Raw genomic sequence first — 17,373 nt, forward strand, 5'->3', positions numbered from 1 at the left:
TTGGGAAGTGTTGACTGTACGGAAAGTGTCGCCCCCCAGGTAGGGGGGCGGTGTATTCTATTCGTAAAATGTGAACCTCAGGCCGTAAGCAGGAACGCGGTGTTACTTACATCACCAGTTGCACACGGTCGCTCTCGCAGCTCATGGTCGCGCCAATTTCTGTTTCTGCCAAGCCGATTCCCAACACATCGAGGAGTTGGTCGACGATCGCCATCAGAATCGGGGACAAGACCGAAGTCAGGAGCGCAGAAATCGCATCCGTTAATGCGTTGGCAGCACTGCCTACCAGGAAGAGAAGGCCGCCAAGCAGGTTGACGCCGATGCCGTCGCCAGTGTTGTTTGGCTCGTAAAACTCCAGCTCTAAGCCGAGCAAATTATTTTCTAAACCGGAGACCAGACTGTCAGAGTTTAGGCCCTGGTAGGCGTTTTCGCCGGGCTGAACACCGAACTCGGGCAGGAATTCGTCGCTGGGAGAGTTAACAAAGTTAAGTGTCTGTGAGCCGCTTAGCAGGTCGGTATCCAGCCGGAGGCCGAGCCCTCCGCCGGTAAACGCTTCGCGTGCGGCATCGGCGGGGTTGTTGGTCCAGCTGTCGCCATCCCAGTATTCAGTCCAGCAAATCAATAGGATCGTGCATTGATAGCGAATCCGTTTCGTACCCAGATCAAGTATGGGCACAGGGGTGACAGAGGGCTCTTCTTCGGCAAATGCATTTGTGGCGGCGTCAGCCATGGTGTCACCCATTCTGCCGACTTTGATACTCGCTGCTGCGGTGCTGGCAAGAGTCTCCAGGGTCTTGTCACCTTCATCGCAGTCGTATTGGGTCACGCGGCCATCACCGCCCCCTGCCTCAAGCAGTATGTCTAAACGAGGAGAGCTGAGAACTTTGATATCAAGCAGGTCTTTTTGAATGTCGCAGTAAACAACACAGCTCAGGCCTTGCAGTACGCCAACAATGTCCAGAGACAGCAAGCTCGTCAGTACGCCACTAACCCCGGTTAATAGTGGGCTGGTCAGCAAGTCTGTGAGTGTGTTCAGTGTGGCTCCGACAATGGGAAGATCCAGTGAGACAAAGGTTCTAACTTGGGCCGATCTTACATAAATCCCGTCACTGCTGTAGGGCGCCTCACTGGCAAGCTTCGGGTCGCCCACGGCAGTCAGGTTCGGTGGATCGACCACTTGTAGCTTGATGGTGGCATTGACCAGTCCGAGCAAACTGACGGGGATATCTGCCGCGATGGCTGATTTGGAATTGGCTAATTGAATACTGCCTTGCACCAGTTGCATGAGCTGCAAGCCCACGTCCAAGGCCGTATCAGGACTGGCGGTCTGTACCTGGAGCAGTTCGCCCAACGAGAGCAGGGGGGTTGCAGGCGGTATTGCGAGCTGAAGGTCTTGCAGCGCGGTGAGCGTTAATGTGCTCGCATTGCCTCCGGCCTGAAGGACGTCAGCAGCAACCACCAGAAAGTCGTTAATACTCAGTTGGGTATTCAGCACGCTGTCGTAGTCGCCAACGTCCAGTCCCAAGTTCAACGCCAAGGCATCCAAATAGTTGAGGAGGTTCAAGTCGGTATTGATCAAGCCGTCCCACTGGCCGACGCCGAGGTTCAGTGTTGTTCCCAGCAGACCACCCAGCACCGAGTTAAGTAAAGCTGATTGGCTGCTGTCTACTGTCAGGAGGGTGCTTCTAATGTGCAGTGAGGCCAGTGGTTGGCAGGCTTCGGCAACCCCCTGAGTTCGCAGAGTTAGGGTTGTCGGGCCTGCAGTCAGAATTGAAAAGATCGATGACTGAACGGTTCTACTGAGAGTGACGCGTACCGCTTTACCCGTTTCGTCCGCGGTAAATGCCTTGAATGCTCCGTTTTCGTCGGCAGGCCCGCTGATCAGCCCGAGTTCAACTTGTACGCTACCGGTGTCACCCAAAAAGTTATTTCGATCGGCTGACAGGGTTGCTTGTGCTGCGGCTAAGCGGTCTGCTTCAGTCATGCTTTGGTCACGACAATACAGTCGCGCAGTTTCCAAGGCCGCTAAGTCAGCTTGGCTTTGAAGTGTACGTTTTTCCAGGAACAAGCGACCCGTGTCGATGGTAATGGCCAGAAACGCCAGCAGTGCAATCATCATCACCGCTGACGCAATAGCAATAACGCCCCGTTGCTCACGCGGCAGCCGGATAGTTTCAGATCGACGAACGGGTCTCATGGCGTTTACTTCTTGTCGCTAAAGCTGGTGTCCACAAAGGATTGTGGTATCGGTTGGGCGAAACTTTCTACATAGCGCTTATACGTACCCACACGTGCTTTACCACTTAAGTGCTGTTCTTTATCTGAGGCGATATCGCCTGATCGTTGGGCAGCCATCGCTTTAGCCACAGCGCTTTCTGTGCCGAAATCTTTCGTGCTTTGATCACTGGCAAAAACTCCAGTACTGGTTAACACAGCGATTGCAAACAGTATTTTTCTCGGTTGCATACGGATTCTCCTAATTAATAACCGCTCGCTTGGCGACAGCGGGCTCGGCAAAATGGTTTGCTTTTTCAATCAAGCTTTTGAACTCTGCTTCTTGAATATCGTTATTCTCGGCCATGCGCATTGCCGTCCTGCTATCGCCGTCGAGTATGAGGCTCATGATCATATTTCTCAGCGCTACAGGGTGGCCTGGCTGAAGCTGAAGCGAGGTCATGAATTCGCGCTGAGCCGCCTTGAAGTCCTGCATGGCGAGTAAGATGAAGCCGTAGTCATTACGTATGTCGGCATTCGTGGGCGCCAGGCGGCGTGCTTTAAGCATGTGCTGGTGAGATATTTCTAGGTCGCCACGCGTTGCTAAGATTTTTGCCATACCGGCGTGGCCATAGGCCGTCATGCAGGTCAAGCTGAGCTCTCGGTAAACGTCATAAGCTTCAGAGAGCATTCCTGTTTTCCTCTGTGCTTCGGCCATCAGCCAGAGGGCGCGTGGGCTGCCAGAGTTGTCATTTTCCAAGTGAGCAAGGGCAGAGTAGTAGCTGCCTTCGTCAATGAGCTGGGCAACCAAATCGAGTTTAATGGTTTGAGGCTGGCTCAGTTTTGTCCCGCAGTCTGCCGATGTTTGGTAGTTGGTCTCTTTTACGCTCGCGCAAGCAGAGATAGCCATTACCGTTATGATGACCAGAGCGGAGCGGGTAAATGATTGGTATCTGCGCATTTCTCTTACCCTCCGTTTCCGAGCGTTGAAAGGCTCTTCACCATAGAGAGGAGTCCTGGGCCTGCAGTGAATATCAGTAGCGCAGGAAACAGGAATACCATCATTACCAGCGACATTTTTCCCGATAATTTATTGACGTATTCCTGCAGTCCCAACTTCCGGCGATTTTGCAGCAGGGTGTAAAGCTCATCGAGAGATTTGTCGATACTTCCACCGGTGATTGATTGCTGTCGTATCACAATCAAATACTCTTTAAAGCCCTCGGCGCTGCTGCTATTGATCAGCTCGTACAAGGCTTCCTCTTGGCTTTGGCCGGCTTCGATTTTGTTGACGCCCAGGGCGAGTTCCTTTGCGCAATTTGGCGCTAGCTCATGGAGCTGTTCGCATATCACCCCCATTGTTTTGGGCAGCGACAAACCAACGCGCCAAAGCATGCGTGTCGTTTGAATCAGCATCATCGTTTCTTTATCGAGTGCGTTCTGGCGATCCTCTGCGACTTTTTTAAGGATAAGGTATGCGAAGACGGCTCCTGCCAGCAGGGACCCAAATACGGCAGCTAATATCTGGCCGATATCCATACCTTTGTAGAGCGCGTAAGTGCCCCCTGCGAGTGCGGCCAGTACTATCGTGGCAGAAGTCCCTCCCAGCGCGCGCAATTGTTGTGTACTGGTGAACAGGCCAGCGCGTCGCAGCAGCTGTGACAGCGACGCAATATGGGTGTTTTCTTCACGCAGCAACCGCCACGTGTCGTGTTTTCCAAATTCAAGGCGGTCGCTTGGCTCATCGTTGCTACCTGCATACGCCGTAGCAAGCAACAGCACTGGTGCTGTGCAGAGAATGAGCGCGCCAATGATAAAAAAGTAGTGCTGGGCTTCCATTGGGTGCTTCCTTATGAATCTATGGAATTAATCATTCGCCAGAGAACAAAAATACCTGTCAACTCCATAAAGCCTGCGAAATAGAGCATTTTTCTGCCGGAGCTCTGCTCCCAGACATCCAGCATCATTTCTGGGTTGGTATAGAACATATAGCCGCCGATCAAAATAGGTAGAACGGCCAATACCACGGCGGTGAAACGCGTTTCGCCAGTCATTGCGCTCAATTCACGCTTACCGCTTTCTTCCAAGCGCAGTATTCCCACGATATCGTCGAGAATGGTGCGGATGCTCCCGCCGTACTGCTCGTTAATACGTATCGCTGTAGCAAGAACGTTGAACTCGTGCAGCTTGGTGTTTTGTGCTTCTCGCTCGAATGCCTGATGGAGCTCGTAGCCCATGTGTACACGACGAACTACCCGGCGCATTACGGTACCAAGGGGGCGCTCAAGCGTTTCAACGGAGTCGGCAAACGCATTTTCAACCGAGATACCTGCGGAGAGCCGGCGAGTTACCTGATTGATAAATGATGGCAGCTGCTCGAGCATTTTTGCTCGACGTTTGTTTCCCAGAACTTTTATTGCGAGGAACAGTACGGCAATTGTTGATACAAATATCAGCAACGCGATTTGCATCGGAAAAAGTGCGAAGCCGAGGAGTGAAGCCGCGACCGCACACGCCAGCGCACCGTAGATCGCCATTGGCGGCAGCTCAACGCCATTCCCTGCCAGGTAATCGACGACAAAAGTTGGCACGCCATCTCGCTTGGTATTGATACCGACATCCGTCGTTTTCGCCGGTTCTTCAACGTTAACGAGCAGTAGCAATACGAAGGCCAGCCCAACTACAAGACCTACAAGCGCGATCCAAAACCAGAACATAGGTGTCGCCCCTATACCGTTTTTACTACATCATCAAGCAGGGGGATTTCAGTGCTGTCAGGACATCGTTCCAATTTGCCATTGGTCGGATTCAGCGCAAAAATCTCTTTTAATGCCACGCCGTCTTTTGTTCCGTTGAGTTCGCATATTTGCAGAACGCAGCGGTGACCATTGGCGAGCCTGCCGATATGCACGATCATGTCCAGTGCGCTGCCGATCATCTTCAAGATCAGCTCACTCGAGCCTTTGAAACCCGACATGCCCACCATCATTTCAAGGCGGGTCACGGCGTCCTGGGCTGAGTTCGCATGGACGGTACTCATAGAGCCTGCGTGTCCGGTATTCATGGCTTGCAGCATGTCGACGACTTCAGCACCACGACTTTCGCCAACGATAATCCGGTCCGGACGCATCCGCAGCGCGTTTTTAACCAGTTCTCCCGGACTGACGAGTCCGACCCCTTCGTTGTTGGCAGGGCGGGTTTCGAGTCTGACCACGTGAGTGTTTCGCAGCTGAAGCTCTGCGGCATCCTCAATCGTGACGATTCGCTCACCCGCGGGGATGTACTGGCTGAGAATATTGAGCAGGGTAGTCTTACCTGAGCCGGTTGCACCACTGATCAGCAGGTTCTTACGATTGCCTACGGACTTTGTTAAAAAATCCAGTGCTTCTTGGGTAATTGAGCCGCCAGCCAGCAGCTCTTCGGCTGTCAGCGGATCTTTTCTGAATTTTCGAATCGAAAGGCAGGGACCGTCCAATGCCAAAGGAGGAACAATGGCGTTAATACGGCTGCCGTCCGCCAAGCGGCCGTCCACGATCGGGCTGGATTCATCAATGCGCCGCCCTAATGGAGAGATCATCCGGCGAATAACACGCAGCACGTGTCTGTCGTCCAGAAAGCGGATCGAAGACTGCTCCAGCACACCCCGGCGTTCGACAAACACTCTGCGCGGACCATTAATCAGAATATCGTTGATTTCCGGATCCTCGAGCAATACTTGCAGTGGGCCGTAACCGATAATTTCGTCGAGCAGCTCTTTCTCGAGATTCTCAAAGCGAGTGCGGTCGATGATCACTTCATATATGCGGCAGTACTGGCGTATATAGGCCGCGATAGCCTCTTCGAGTTTCTTCGAGTCGTCGTCGTAGATGATATTGTCATCTTCGATACGGTCGATCACGAAGCGGTGAAGAGAGGCCTTGAGGCTCTCGTAATCATCGTTCGGTGATGGCGTTTGGTTAACGGCTTTTCTGCGTTCTTTCATTCGCATCTACGGGCTCCCGTGCCTTAGTTGGCAAAACCGACGTCTGATTTTCTGGTTTTACTTGATGCACGATTTACCGCCTCTTTATCCATATCGCGGAACAGCATATCCGTGAACGACGGAGCGTAGTTGCTGTAGGTTTCCCCGGGTAATTCAGGGAGCTCTGCATCTTTAGCAATTGGCTTGACCAAGTGCGGGGTAACGATCATCAACAGCTCTTTGTCTTCCTGCTCGAAGCGTGTTGAGCGGAAGAGGGCGCCGAGAATGGGGATATCTCCCAGTCCGGGCAAGCGATCAGCGTTTGCAAAGGTACTCCGGCTGATCAAACCACTGATGATGAAGCTTTCGCCCGGTGCGAGCTGGATAGAGGTGTCGGTTCGACGAACATTAAGTGATGGAACGGATACGCCACTGGCCTGGACGCCGCTGGTGAAATCCAAGTCGCTGACTTCAGGAGCAACTTTCAGCATGATGCTGTCTTCGCTCAATACAGTGGGAGTGAGTTGAAGCCGAACGCCGAATTGTTTGTACTCAATCTGAACTTGTCCATCCCGGTTTGATACCGGATACGGAAATTCACCACCCGCCAGGAATGTTGCCGTTTGCCCGGAAAGGCTGACCAGTGAGGGTTGCGCCAGTGTGTAAGCATAGCCATTGCGCGACAAGGCGTTAATCGCGGCTTTGAAATTACCGGTATCATGGCCGACCAGAATAGAAGACGATGTGCTTCCGTTCGTCGTGTAGCCAATCAGCTGCCCAAGAGGAGTGGGGTCGAGAATCGATAGCAAGCTGCTTGAGCCACCGGCTGCTGATGTATCGCCGCCTACATACGAGAGCGCTGTGCCAATTTGTTTCAATTCCGAGCGGCTGAATTCAACAATTCGAATATCGGTCTGGACCTGAATGGCACCGGTTTGATAGGTGTTGTCCAGCGAGGTAGGGCCGCCAGCAGTCAGCAGGCGGTCATGCTGCTCAAGAGACTGGGTTTGGCCTTCCAGACTGACAAATCCGCCGCTGGCATCTACGGCAACCCCATTGCGGGCATTAGCAGGCAGGGATGGAATGACATCGATCTTGAATTCGGTCGGCTCACGTCCGCCTTGCCATAGTAATAACGACGTAGAGCCGGCTTGTTTTGCGGTGATTAAGAATTCTCTGGAGTTGAGAACTTTCAGTGTCGCGATTTCCGGCCGACCAATGGCGCTGCGCTTTACACTGTACTTTGTTGTGAGCATCTGCTGCTCGCCAGCTTCCAGTCGCAATGTTTTGAACGGGGCCGCACTAGCCGCCGATATCAGGCTAAACAGTAGGGCAATGATCGCTCCCTGTTTCATGACAGATACTCCATATCGATAGTCGATTCGACGCATTATTGGCTCACCCGGATGGTTTCAACTTTGTCGCCGTTATATACATAAACAGATTTCGGTGGTGGTGCAGGCTTGAAGCCGGTAACCGCGCGCATGAGTGTTGCTTTGTCTTCGGCAGCATCCTCAGGAAGTTGCTCGCCTTCTTCTAGCGCTAAGACGTCGGCTTCACCGATTGCCGACAGGCGAAGGTCACCATTGTGCTCGGCCAACACGAGAATATTGATATCGTCGATAGCCACTTCGAGCACCGCTGATCGACTGCGCTTGCCGGTATCCTTGTTAGCCGCTTTGTTATCGCTTTCGGGGCTCATCTGGCTTTCGCCTTCAATCTCTGCACCGTAGGCAATCAGGCGGATATTACGCAGAATGCGCCGAGCCATACTTTTGTCGTTGGTTTCCTTGCTCGCCCGGCTGTTGAAAATGACATCAACGTAGTCACCGGGCTTGAGGAAGCCACCGGTACCAATGACTTCGTCGACTTTCACTGCGATGGCGCGATGCCCCGGACGAATTTGCGTGGCGAGTTCACTATCGTCCTCGAAGTCTGTCGTGCGTATGACTGCGCCCTTGAAAATATCGCGCTCGCTGCGTCGATTGATGAGTTCGGCAGGGGTGTTGAAGCTGCCTTCGACGGTGATGGCGTAGGGCACCTGCATCAGATCTTCTTCGGTGAGCTGCTCACCTTTGCGGATGTCCCGAGTCGCGATCATTAGCTTTTGGGCGTAAGTGTATGAATCGGCAGCCGTTGCCGCTGACTTACGTTGCACTTGCCGCTGTGCATCCTCCTGACTGATGCGATAGCCAATAACGCCCATAACAACTGCGCTGATGATAAGCAGTGCCGCGATGATTTTCAGAGTCCTTGCTTGCATGGGTATATCCCTTAAAGCATTTGATATCAAAGTGATTTTTGGGTAGTTCAAGCTGCGAAGTGCCAGCTTATGTCACACTATTTGTCCCTGATGCTAGATTGTGTGACCTTGTGTCGATATAGGGGGTCGTACGTATACTTCCCTGTAAACGTGCTCTGTGTCACATGCGCAAGCTGGCAATGCCAACCAGCCTTTCCGGTAGGTCTGGAATTTCGCCTACAAGAGGGAGGGTGATACCGTTAAGTAATGGCGCGGCCCCCAACCTGACCTTACACAGCATTTCTGCATTACAAGCAAAAAAGTCGTCAGCCGAAATGGCTTCGCTGATAACTGAGGCGGCGAGCCAATCGAGTGATTGTTGCACTTGCGCAGTGACGACAGGCTTCAATTCAGCTTCAGTGCATGTTGAGGCGGCGCATTCGGCTGCCAATGCAGCCCTTAGAGCATCCTCCGCCGCATAGGTGAAACTTTGCATCATTAAAAATGCGGTGCCGTAGCAGATGATGCCGTAGATAATGGCGAAAAAAACGGGGAAGATCAGCGCGAATTCAATGGCTACCACACCGCGCATTTGTTGTAGCCCGGCCCCCATTTGCTGTAATCGCCCTGCGGAGACTTTGGTTCCTGACATCGCTCCTCCTGCCCTAGTAGCTTGTCAATAGCGTTAACCATTGCGTGAATATCGCGCCGACGAAAACGGCAGTACCCAAAGGCATTCGCGACAATAGCTTTGTGTTTGTCTTTTCTACCTTGCTGCATGAGTGTCGGCTAACCCGCTTTTTGAGCGATAGCATGCCTAAGAACAGCAGTAACAGCGTTATCCCAGATCCCAAGGTCCACAAGAAAAACGTCGGTGACCAGCAAAGCGACAAGCCGCAAAAAAGCTTGATATCACCTGCGCCCACATTTCCCGTGAAGTACCCGGGCAGGAACAAAATTGCGGTAAGTACTAAATTAACCGCAATAAAAACTGTCGAACTCCCGTCATCCAACAGATGCAGCAAGGCCGCATTTACAGCTATCAGCAGGTTAAGCTGATTCGAAATGCGGCGCTCCCTGAAATCTGAGATGGCAACCAATAGCAGCAGTGAGTACAGCGAGATTTCTGCTACGACGGCCATCAGCCAGGCCTGTAGAAGCTGACAGGGGCTTTAGCCCCTGTCATCAGGCGTTGTCAATTGACGTGTTAATGTCTGTGAAGATACCTTGCAAGTCGAGCAGACCTACAGCAGCGATGATCGCTACGATAAGTACCGCCGCCATAATGGCGTACTCGATGGCGCTTGCGCCTTCTTCATCTTTGCGGAACTTGGTAATACCTTTAGAAATAAGCTTCAACATCATGGGCTCTCCATTGATAAAATTAGGCAGGCCGATGCAAAGAGGACATCCTGTCGACCATGTGTGTAATGTCGTACTTGCACAGATTAAAGGAAATAGGTACTTGCCGTAGTGAGACTAAAATTGCCAATAATGGGTAGCGTCTGTGCACACTGACTCTTCTATAAAAGAACAAAAGGTGTTGATACGCAAGAAGGCGATGGATCTTTTAGCCCGTCGTGAGCACAGTTTTTATGAGCTGTATCGCAAACTGCGTGTTCGATATCCCGATGAAGGCCTTGAGGGCCTGCTGGAGGAGGCCATTCAGCGCCTGGCTGACGAGGGCTTGCAGTCTGATGAGCGATTTGCTGAAAGCTATCTTCGCCTGAGGGTTGGGGCAGGATTCGGGCCTCAGCGAATACGCATGGAGTTGCGTGACAGGGGGATAGAAGACGGTCTGATAAGTCGGGTTGTTGAACACAGCGGTGAAGATTGGCTGCTGCGGGCCTGTGAGGTTTATGAGAAAAAATTTGGCAATGATCCGGTGAATGAGCGCCGTGAACTGGCAAAGCGCCAGCGGTTTTTGCATTATCGTGGCTTTAGCCCGGAGTTGATCCGTCAGGTCGTGGACGGATGAGCACTGTCATGGTCAACATGGCGAAAAGGGCTCCATTTGTTTTAAAGGACTGCGTTTATATGAAGAAGTTAATCATTGCCCTGTTACTTTCCTGCGGTGTTGTTCAGGCTCAGGCAAGCGAGGGACTCAATAGCGATGGTATCCAGGCATTGGCGGACCAGTTGTCGCTGAATGAGGCGCAGCGTGAAAAGGTGAATGTGCTCATTTTGCGTTACGCAGAGCAGGCGGCAGCCCTGCAGAAGGAAAGTGTGGCACTGCGCCAACAGATGCAGGCTCTCCCTTTGACTGAGCTTAGCCGGGATACGATCAAACAGCTTAGTCAGCGCGCTGGGTCCGTGGCGGCAAGACACACCGGTGCTGTGCTTCAGACCCAATTAGAGTTTTACAAAGTGCTCAATGCGTCTCAAAAGGCGGAATATGCTGAGTTGCGCAAGCAGGGGAAGGCTAAGAGCAACAAATAGCCCCCCGCCTGTAAAACACTGGCCAGGGGGCGATTCGTCATAGTTTCTGTATGCTGAAGCCCCCGTCGCGGAGCCACTCTTCCAGCTGCTCCGCGCGGCTGGCGTTACTCAATACCGCAATACTTGGCTCGACACCTTCCAGATACTGTTTGGTCACACGTTTCAGATCATCGCCGGAGACCGCCAGCACGCGTTGACGGAATCGACGGCGATCCTCCAGATTGCGGCCGAAAATACGGTTGTGATAGTCCTGTTTGGCCTCACCGGCCGGTGACCCCGGGCGGTCGATGCTGCCGACAACACCCAGAATGGATTGCTCAAGCGCGTCCTCTGAAACCGGGGTCTCCAGCATCCAGTTGATTGCTGAGCGGAAGTCGTCGAGGGTTTCCTGCAGGCGAGGGTCGCGGTAAGAGTAGAAACGGAATGCCGCGATGTTGGAGTCTTGTGACGCGCCGCCGCCATAGGCGCCACCCTGTTCGCGGATGCAGCGATGCAGTATGCCGTTGCGCAGATAGACTGCCAGCACGCTGAGGGCCGCTGCGTCAGGGTGATCGGACGGCACAGTGGGGTAGGCGCTGGCACAGAAATTGACTTGGGAGTTGGCGCACCAGAACTCTCTGCGTTGGCCGCGAACGGTCGCCAGCTGCAGCGGCGCCTGCGAAGAGGCTTGGAAGTCTGCCCAGATCGCGGCAAGCCCGGGATTGTGTTCGTCGAAGCCGTGTTGTTCGGCAACAATCAACAGGCGTCGCTGCGCGGCGAGCAGTTTTTGGTGCAATGCGGTGAGTTGCTGGCCTACGCCTTGTTTGCCATCTTCGCTTTTCAGGGAGTCGTCGATTGCCTTTAGTGCGCGGATTCCTTGGAGGCCGGCGAGTTTCTGGTTGAGTTCGGCAATCGGGCTCATGCCGCCGCAGGCGGCAGCCATTGCGAGCCCGTGCCCGTTGCCGGTGATGGATGACTCCCGGCGAGCCCGAATGTGCGCCACAATGTCAGTGATGCGCTCCACTTCGTCGAAACGCAGCTTTTCCAGTGTGTCGCGCATCAGTTGTGCTTGTTCACTGCTGTTGCGCAGTAAGGCTTTCGATGACAGGACCAGGAAGGCCTTCATCTGCTGTTCATCGCCGATATCGCCCCGCATGCTGGTGTAAGCAGAAATGCCCCCGCATACAGCGGCCTGACGAGCTTGCACCTGCAGGTAACTCTCATCGCCAAGGCCAAGCTCTGTCAGGGTCTGGGTGTAGATTGGCAGCAGGCTCAACTCTGCATCGTCAAGCTGGGGAAGCTCGATGAGCAGTTGCTGGTAGATCAATCCATTGGTGCCGCTGGGATAGAAGGTGTAAGGCAGATTGCCGAAACGGTCGTCGCCGTAGTCCAGTACGGGCATGTCTGGCGCCACATCTTCGAGCCCGACTTTGGGCAGAATGCTTTCATCTTCCTGTTGGGTTTGGCGTGTTTCCAGCGCCGCAGCCTGCTCGATAATGGCCTGTTTTTGCTCGTCGCTGAGACCGGCCTTGATATCGGCAAGGCGCAGCTTTTCCGCCTGCTCTGCGCGCTGCTGGTATTGGGCGTCGGGGCTGAATACCAGTGTTACCCGGTGAGGGTTGTCGATAAGTTGTTGCAGCAATCCAGTGATATAGCTTGGCTGAGCGATTTTCTCACGCAGACGCGCCAGCGCGGGATCGAGATTCAGCGCTGACACAGGGTCGCCGCGGTGGGTTGCTGAGCCGAGGGCATTCAGAATCAGCTGCAGGCCGTAGGGGTAGCTGTCACCACTGATTTCCCGCTGCTGTAGCTCAATCTGGTGGAGCACCGACTCCACTTGTCCGGCGTCCACACCTTCGTCAATGAGCCGCTGCAGCGTGCTGAGGATCAAGTCCTCAACGGCGGTCATCTGCTCGGGATCACTGCCCTCAAGACCGCAGGCAAACACCATCTCACGCATGGAGTCTTCCAGTCCGCACATGGGAGACGGCGAACTGCCGAGCGAGCTGGTTTCCAGCGCGTGCAGCAATGGGCTTGCGCTGTTGTCGAGTAAAATGCCCGCCAGCAACTGGGCTTCCAGTGCGGTGTCCAGGTCGTTGCTCTGGCCCAGCAGCCAGGCCATCACGATATGGGTTTTGCCTTGAGGGTCCTCGTCGGCGGGCAGGGGATAGGCTTCCTGAGCGCGAATTGGCGCGTGATAGCGCTTTTCCCTCGGTACGGAGATATCGTCGTTCAGCGCCTCAAAGCGAGACAGCGCCAGCTCTTCAAAGCGAGACTGCAATTCCACGGCAGGTGTGTCGCCAAAGCTCATGAAGATGGCGTTGCTGGGATGGTAATGACTCTCGTAGAAGGCCTTGAGTTGTTCATAACTCAAGTCGGGAATCGCTTCAGGGTCGCCGCCGCTGTTGTAGTGATAGGTGACTGTCGGAAACAGGTATTTGCAGAGCGTGTGCCACAGGCGGCTCGGGATGGAGCTCATAGCGCCTTTCATTTCGTTGAATACCACGCCTTTGAAGACCAGCTCCGAGTTCGGGTTGCCGGGTTCGGCGAAATCAAGGCGATGGCCTTCCTGAGCGAAGTCCAGCGGGTGGAGGCGAGAGAAGAACACCGCATCCATGTATACCTGTAGCAGGTTGTCGAAATCCTTGCGGTTGCTGCTGGCAAAGGGATAAGCGGTCCAGTCTGAGCTGGTGAAGGCGTTCATGAAGCTGTTCAGCGAGCGACGGATCATCATGAAAAAGGGGTCGCGCACCGGGTATTTCTCGCTGCCACACAGCGCGGTGTGCTCCAGAATATGCGCCACGCCGGTAGAGTCGTGGGGAACGGTGCGAAGCGCGACCAAAAACACATTTTCGGGGTTATCGGCGGCTATATGGTAGTGGCTGGCGCCGGTTTTACGGTGGCGGTACTCGGTGAGTGTGACATTCAGCGCGTCGATTTCTTCACTCTGGATGATGTCAAAGGCGGGATGGGCATCGGTGTTCGCGATAAAGCTCATAGTCGTCCGTTTTATTGGTGGCCTGCGGTGGATGGCATGGCCGTATTGATAGAAGGTAGTGTGAAAGCGATACGGTAGATATAAGGCCAGAGTTTACCGGTAACAAGCCATGTTTGATCGCTTTCGTCAAAGGCAATGCCGTTAAGCACCGCTTCGGGACTGAGTCCCTCGGGCTGCAGCGCACTCAGGTCCAGCGTTGCCAGCACTTTCGTATTTCGGGCATCGATGACCAGCACCTCATTGCTGTACCAGCGATTTGCCAGGATGTAGTCACCATGGCATTCGAGCTCGTTCAACTTGTCGATGTGGTCATGTCCCCAAAGCTTCTGGCGGCTTACCAGGGCGAAATCACCGGGGCGCCGCCACTGTAGCGTATCACTGCCGTCAGACATGGCGAACATTTCTCGCCCGGAGTGATAGCAAAGCCCCCAGCCCTGGCCCTGATAGAGATGTTGTTTCAGTAAGCCAAAGTGCTGTGGGTCAAGCTCCAGCGCGAGCCCGGCTCGCCAGGTCAAGACAAACAGGCGTCCCCGGTAAAAGCTCAGTCCCTCGGCGAACAGCCGCTTGTCCAGCGCAACGCCGCGTAGCGTCGGTGGACTGTTTTCCTTGGGCGGGAAGGGGCGGGAAATGAGTTTTGAGTGACCGAAGAGTCCGCTGCTTTCATAGAGCTGGCCTTGATATAGTTCCAGCCCTTGGGTGAACAGCCTTGTGTCGTGCGGGTACTGTGCGAGCAGTTCGTACGGCAGTGGGCTGGCTGGCGCGGACACGCCGCTCAGCGGGTAGCCGAACAGCGTAAAAAGTGTGAGTAAAAGCAGGCGTTTCAAGCGCAATCCACAAGTGAGCCAAAACGTATGGCGCTCACTATGCCAGCTTATCTCCGCGTCTGCACCCCGCTTACGCCTGCATGGGTGGCATGTGATTGCCGGTGTAGCTGACGACGGCGGTGTCACCTGAAAAGTCGATCATTTCCGCCGCGCAGACGGTAAAGCAACTGCGGGTCATCAGCCATTGGCCGTCAATGCGCTGGTATTCGTCGTCGTAGTGGCCGCCCAACTGAACGCGCAGCTTGTCTCGGGTATTGATGCTCAGGAACCGAAGGCCGATATGCGCCGTGGCGCTGTCGTTGCCGGTCAGGGTGACCAGCGGGTTCTGGGCGTGGTGCATATCGACGATGTGGTCGTGGCAGCCCAGTTCTTCAAAGACCGCGACAAAGGCCTCGCGGCTGTCGAACTGCCCGATATGGCCGAAGTCGATATGGATCTTGCCCGGCGCGAAGCAGGCGAGCACGTCCTCCGGCTGCTTGGCATCGCAGGCATTGAGGTAGCGATACTTCAGCGCCGTAATGGCATTGATATCTTCTATTGCCTGAAGGCGCTGGGCGAGGGCCTGAATATCCGTCATGGCGGGTCCTTGTGAGCGTGTCGAATCAGCCGGGCATCTTGCCAAGTTATCGGCGGTTGCGCATCAGGTCGCGAATCAAAAAGCGGGCCGGGGCTAAATTTTCAGCCAATTGGCGGGAAATTGGCCGGGATTCGCCGCAGAGATAGCTGGCAAGCAGCTCGGCACTCATGGGCGTTGATGTCAGCCCGCGCGAACCGTGGGCGACATTGAGGTACAGCTGGCGATAATAGCGCCCGGCACGGGGAATTGCCCGCTTTGCGTCCTTGCGCAGCGCTGCGTAATCCTCGTCAAAGGCGGCAACGTCTGGGGCGGCACCCACGATGGGCAGATAGTCCGGGCTGGCGCAACGCAGTGCCGCGCGTCCACCGACGGCCTGTGCACCCGCTTTCAGCAGGTCTGGGCTGAGTTTGCGCAGGGTATCAATATTGAACTGGTGATCGTGGTCGCTCAGAGCGGTATCGGTATTTTTCAGGTCGAAGCTGGCGCCAAGGCAAAAGCGGCCATCCGTCGGCGGCGCGAAGTAGCCGTCGTGGCAGACGACACAGCGCGGGCTTTTGCTGATGTCCTCCTGGTTGAAGTAACTGATTTGCCCGCGAATACGGCGCAGGGGGAGGGTTGCGCTCTGTGCCAGTTGGCGGGCTTCATGACTGCCTGCAATAACTGCTGCGTTGCCTGTTGCGATGAGTTCACCTTTGGTGTCCGAGGCCTGCCATTGTTCGCCATCGTCGGAAAGCGATGCGACTTCCCGGTCATGAACTCGCTCAATCAACGGATGATCCACATAGGCGGCACAGATGGCTGGTGGCGACAACCAGCCTGCCTGCGGATAGAAAATGCCGTCCCGGTTAAGGGCGAGGCCGCTGATCGCAGAGGCCTGCTCTGCACTGAGAAACGCCAGCCAACGCTGGTCACCGAGCATCTCTTTCAAGCGACTGAATAACTCTGCCTCGCGGTCGTTGCCCGGTAGTTGCAGCACACCGCAGAAATCACCCGTTCCCGATGCCCCAAAATACGCCTGTCGATAGTGCGACAGGGCATAGAGGAAGCTGCTCAGGGTAAACCAGTTCAGCGCGCCGGGCTCGGGTGAGAGCTTGGTGTATAAAACGCCCTGCGGATTACCGGAGGCTTCTCGGGCCAGTGTCGAGTGACGCTCGATCAGTGTCACGGCAATGCCGCGCTCGGCCAGGGCTCTGGCGGTGCTGCATCCGGCCAGCCCACCGCCAATAACGAGTGCGGATTGCGGCGCAGCACCTTTGTCGGGCTGGTGCCAAGGCACTGGGGTGAGTGGAAGTCGTTGCGCCGCTACCTCGCGGTCTACCGCTTGGGCATAGGCGTTAAACTCACCACAGAGCATTTCTCGTTTGCGGCCGTAGCCTTTGACCTTCTTAACATTGAATCCCACCTGCTTCAGGCCGCGCTTAACCACTCCGGCAGAGGTGAACGTGGCAAAGCTGCTGCCGCGGTGGCTGAGCCGCGCCATACTGTCGAACAGTGCTGTTTGCCACATGTCGGGATTCGCGGCGGGCGCAAATCCGTCGAGAAACCAGGCGTCTACCGGGCCCTTGGAGACGTCGGGGCTCGCGCCGTCGATCACCCCGTCGATCAATTGTGGCAAGGTGTCGAGAATGTCGCCAAAGAGAACATCCAGACAAATTTGTGACTTGTGCAGGTATCTGCGGTGCTGACCCGGTATCAGCGGCGGATAATTGTCTTGTAGAATCGTTGACAGCTCGTGAAGGCTTGGCCACGCGCCAAGGGCCCGTTTGAGGTCTTCGGGCCTCAGCGGATGTTTTTCGCAGGAGATGTAGTGCAGGGTCCAGTTCGGCGGCGCCGTACGCAGCCACAGCTCGCAGGTCAACAGGAAATTCAATCCCGTGCCGAAGCCGGTTTCGCACACGGTAAATCGGCCGGGTCTCGCGTTATCCAGTTGTTGCCATCGCTCTTGCAGACGGTTGTGTTCCAGAAACACATAGCGACTCTCGGCCAAGCCGTCATCGCGGGAAAAATAGACATCGCCGTAGTCGATGGCACTGGGAACGCCGTCTTGCCAGTCGAGTTCTGCGGGGACGATAAAATAAGGATGGTTGCGGTGAGCCAAGGTGGAAGCCTGCCAATAGCAATGGAAAAGCGGGGTGCATT

At 54.8% G+C, this 17,373-nt stretch carries 17 protein-coding genes; 2 read left to right on the plus strand and 15 right to left on the minus strand.

The window, feature by feature from the left end:
* Window positions 1–106: 106 nt before the first annotated feature.
* The 11 genes from G411_RS0115015 to G411_RS20740 form a co-directional block, all read right to left on the minus strand.
* The gene (locus G411_RS0115015) at window positions 107–2,197 is read right to left on the minus strand and encodes a pilus assembly protein TadG-related protein (protein WP_022960039.1); all 2,091 of its coding nucleotides are present in this window, start codon (window positions 2,195–2,197) and stop codon (window positions 107–109) included.
* 5 nt (window positions 2,198–2,202) lie between these two features.
* Complete coding sequence (locus G411_RS0115020) at window positions 2,203–2,466, minus strand: DUF3613 domain-containing protein (RefSeq protein ID WP_022960040.1); 264 nt, start codon at window positions 2,464–2,466, stop codon at window positions 2,203–2,205.
* Between the two features lie 10 nt (window positions 2,467–2,476).
* Window positions 2,477–3,175 (minus strand): hypothetical protein, encoded by a 699-nt coding sequence (locus tag G411_RS0115025; RefSeq protein ID WP_022960041.1) that lies wholly within the window; start codon window positions 3,173–3,175, stop codon window positions 2,477–2,479.
* Between the two features lie 5 nt (window positions 3,176–3,180).
* Window positions 3,181–4,053, minus strand: coding sequence for a type II secretion system F family protein (locus G411_RS0115030; protein WP_022960042.1), 873 nt, complete (start codon window positions 4,051–4,053; stop codon window positions 3,181–3,183).
* Between the two features lie 11 nt (window positions 4,054–4,064).
* Entirely contained in the window at window positions 4,065–4,931 is an 867-nt protein-coding gene (locus G411_RS0115035; RefSeq protein WP_022960043.1) for a type II secretion system F family protein, read from the minus strand.
* A gap of 11 nt (window positions 4,932–4,942) precedes the next feature.
* Window positions 4,943–6,202 carry a TadA family conjugal transfer-associated ATPase gene (locus tag G411_RS0115040; protein ID WP_022960044.1) on the minus strand — a complete coding sequence of 420 codons (1,260 nt, stop codon included), beginning with the start codon at window positions 6,200–6,202 and terminating at the stop codon, window positions 4,943–4,945.
* Between the two features lie 17 nt (window positions 6,203–6,219).
* Window positions 6,220–7,530: a type II and III secretion system protein family protein gene (locus G411_RS0115045; protein WP_022960045.1), complete on the minus strand. Its 1,311-nt coding sequence runs from the start codon at window positions 7,528–7,530 to the stop codon at window positions 6,220–6,222.
* A 35-nt stretch (window positions 7,531–7,565) separates the two neighbouring features.
* Complete coding sequence (gene cpaB / locus G411_RS0115050) at window positions 7,566–8,438, minus strand: Flp pilus assembly protein CpaB (RefSeq protein WP_022960046.1); 873 nt, start codon at window positions 8,436–8,438, stop codon at window positions 7,566–7,568.
* A gap of 160 nt (window positions 8,439–8,598) precedes the next feature.
* Window positions 8,599–9,069, minus strand: a complete 471-nt coding sequence (locus tag G411_RS21625; RefSeq protein WP_022960047.1) for a TadE/TadG family type IV pilus assembly protein — start codon at window positions 9,067–9,069, stop codon at window positions 8,599–8,601.
* Between the two features lie 13 nt (window positions 9,070–9,082).
* A complete protein-coding gene (locus tag G411_RS0115060) occupies window positions 9,083–9,559 on the minus strand; it encodes a prepilin peptidase (RefSeq protein WP_022960048.1) in 477 nt (158 codons plus the stop codon).
* A 43-nt stretch (window positions 9,560–9,602) separates the two neighbouring features.
* Entirely contained in the window at window positions 9,603–9,782 is a 180-nt protein-coding gene (locus tag G411_RS20740) for a Flp family type IVb pilin (RefSeq protein WP_022960049.1), read from the minus strand.
* A gap of 175 nt (window positions 9,783–9,957) precedes the next feature.
* On the opposite strand from G411_RS20740, the gene G411_RS0115070 reads away from it, so the two are divergent.
* Window positions 9,958–10,395 carry a regulatory protein RecX gene (locus G411_RS0115070; RefSeq protein ID WP_022960050.1) on the plus strand — a complete coding sequence of 146 codons (438 nt, stop codon included), beginning with the start codon at window positions 9,958–9,960 and terminating at the stop codon, window positions 10,393–10,395.
* Window positions 10,392–10,856: a Spy/CpxP family protein refolding chaperone gene (locus G411_RS0115075; protein ID WP_022960051.1), complete on the plus strand. Its 465-nt coding sequence runs from the start codon at window positions 10,392–10,394 to the stop codon at window positions 10,854–10,856. The genes G411_RS0115070 and G411_RS0115075 overlap by 4 nt, the downstream gene beginning before the upstream one ends.
* Window positions 10,857–10,893: 37 nt before the next feature.
* On the opposite strand, the gene G411_RS0115080 is transcribed toward G411_RS0115075, so the two are convergent.
* The 4 genes from G411_RS0115080 to mnmC all read right to left on the minus strand — a co-directional run bounded on the left by G411_RS0115080 (window position 10,894) and on the right by mnmC (window position 17,332).
* On the minus strand, window positions 10,894–13,833 hold the full coding sequence (locus G411_RS0115080) for an insulinase family protein (RefSeq protein ID WP_022960052.1): 2,940 nt from the start codon (window positions 13,831–13,833) through the stop codon (window positions 10,894–10,896).
* Window positions 13,834–13,844: 11 nt separating this feature from the next.
* Window positions 13,845–14,657 (minus strand): glutaminyl-peptide cyclotransferase, encoded by an 813-nt coding sequence (locus tag G411_RS20745; RefSeq protein ID WP_022960053.1) that lies wholly within the window; start codon window positions 14,655–14,657, stop codon window positions 13,845–13,847.
* A 70-nt stretch (window positions 14,658–14,727) separates the two neighbouring features.
* Window positions 14,728–15,234 carry a nuclear transport factor 2 family protein gene (locus G411_RS20750; protein WP_022960054.1) on the minus strand — a complete coding sequence of 169 codons (507 nt, stop codon included), beginning with the start codon at window positions 15,232–15,234 and terminating at the stop codon, window positions 14,728–14,730.
* A 46-nt stretch (window positions 15,235–15,280) separates the two neighbouring features.
* Complete coding sequence (mnmC, locus tag G411_RS0115095; RefSeq protein WP_022960055.1) at window positions 15,281–17,332, minus strand: bifunctional tRNA (5-methylaminomethyl-2-thiouridine)(34)-methyltransferase MnmC2/FAD-dependent 5-carboxymethylaminomethyl-2-thiouridine(34) oxidoreductase MnmC1; 2,052 nt, start codon at window positions 17,330–17,332, stop codon at window positions 15,281–15,283.
* Window positions 17,333–17,373 lie beyond the last annotated feature (41 nt).

It is taken from the genome of Spongiibacter tropicus DSM 19543, assembly GCF_000420325.1.
GTDB classification, from domain to species: Bacteria; Pseudomonadota; Gammaproteobacteria; order Pseudomonadales; family Spongiibacteraceae; genus Spongiibacter; species Spongiibacter tropicus.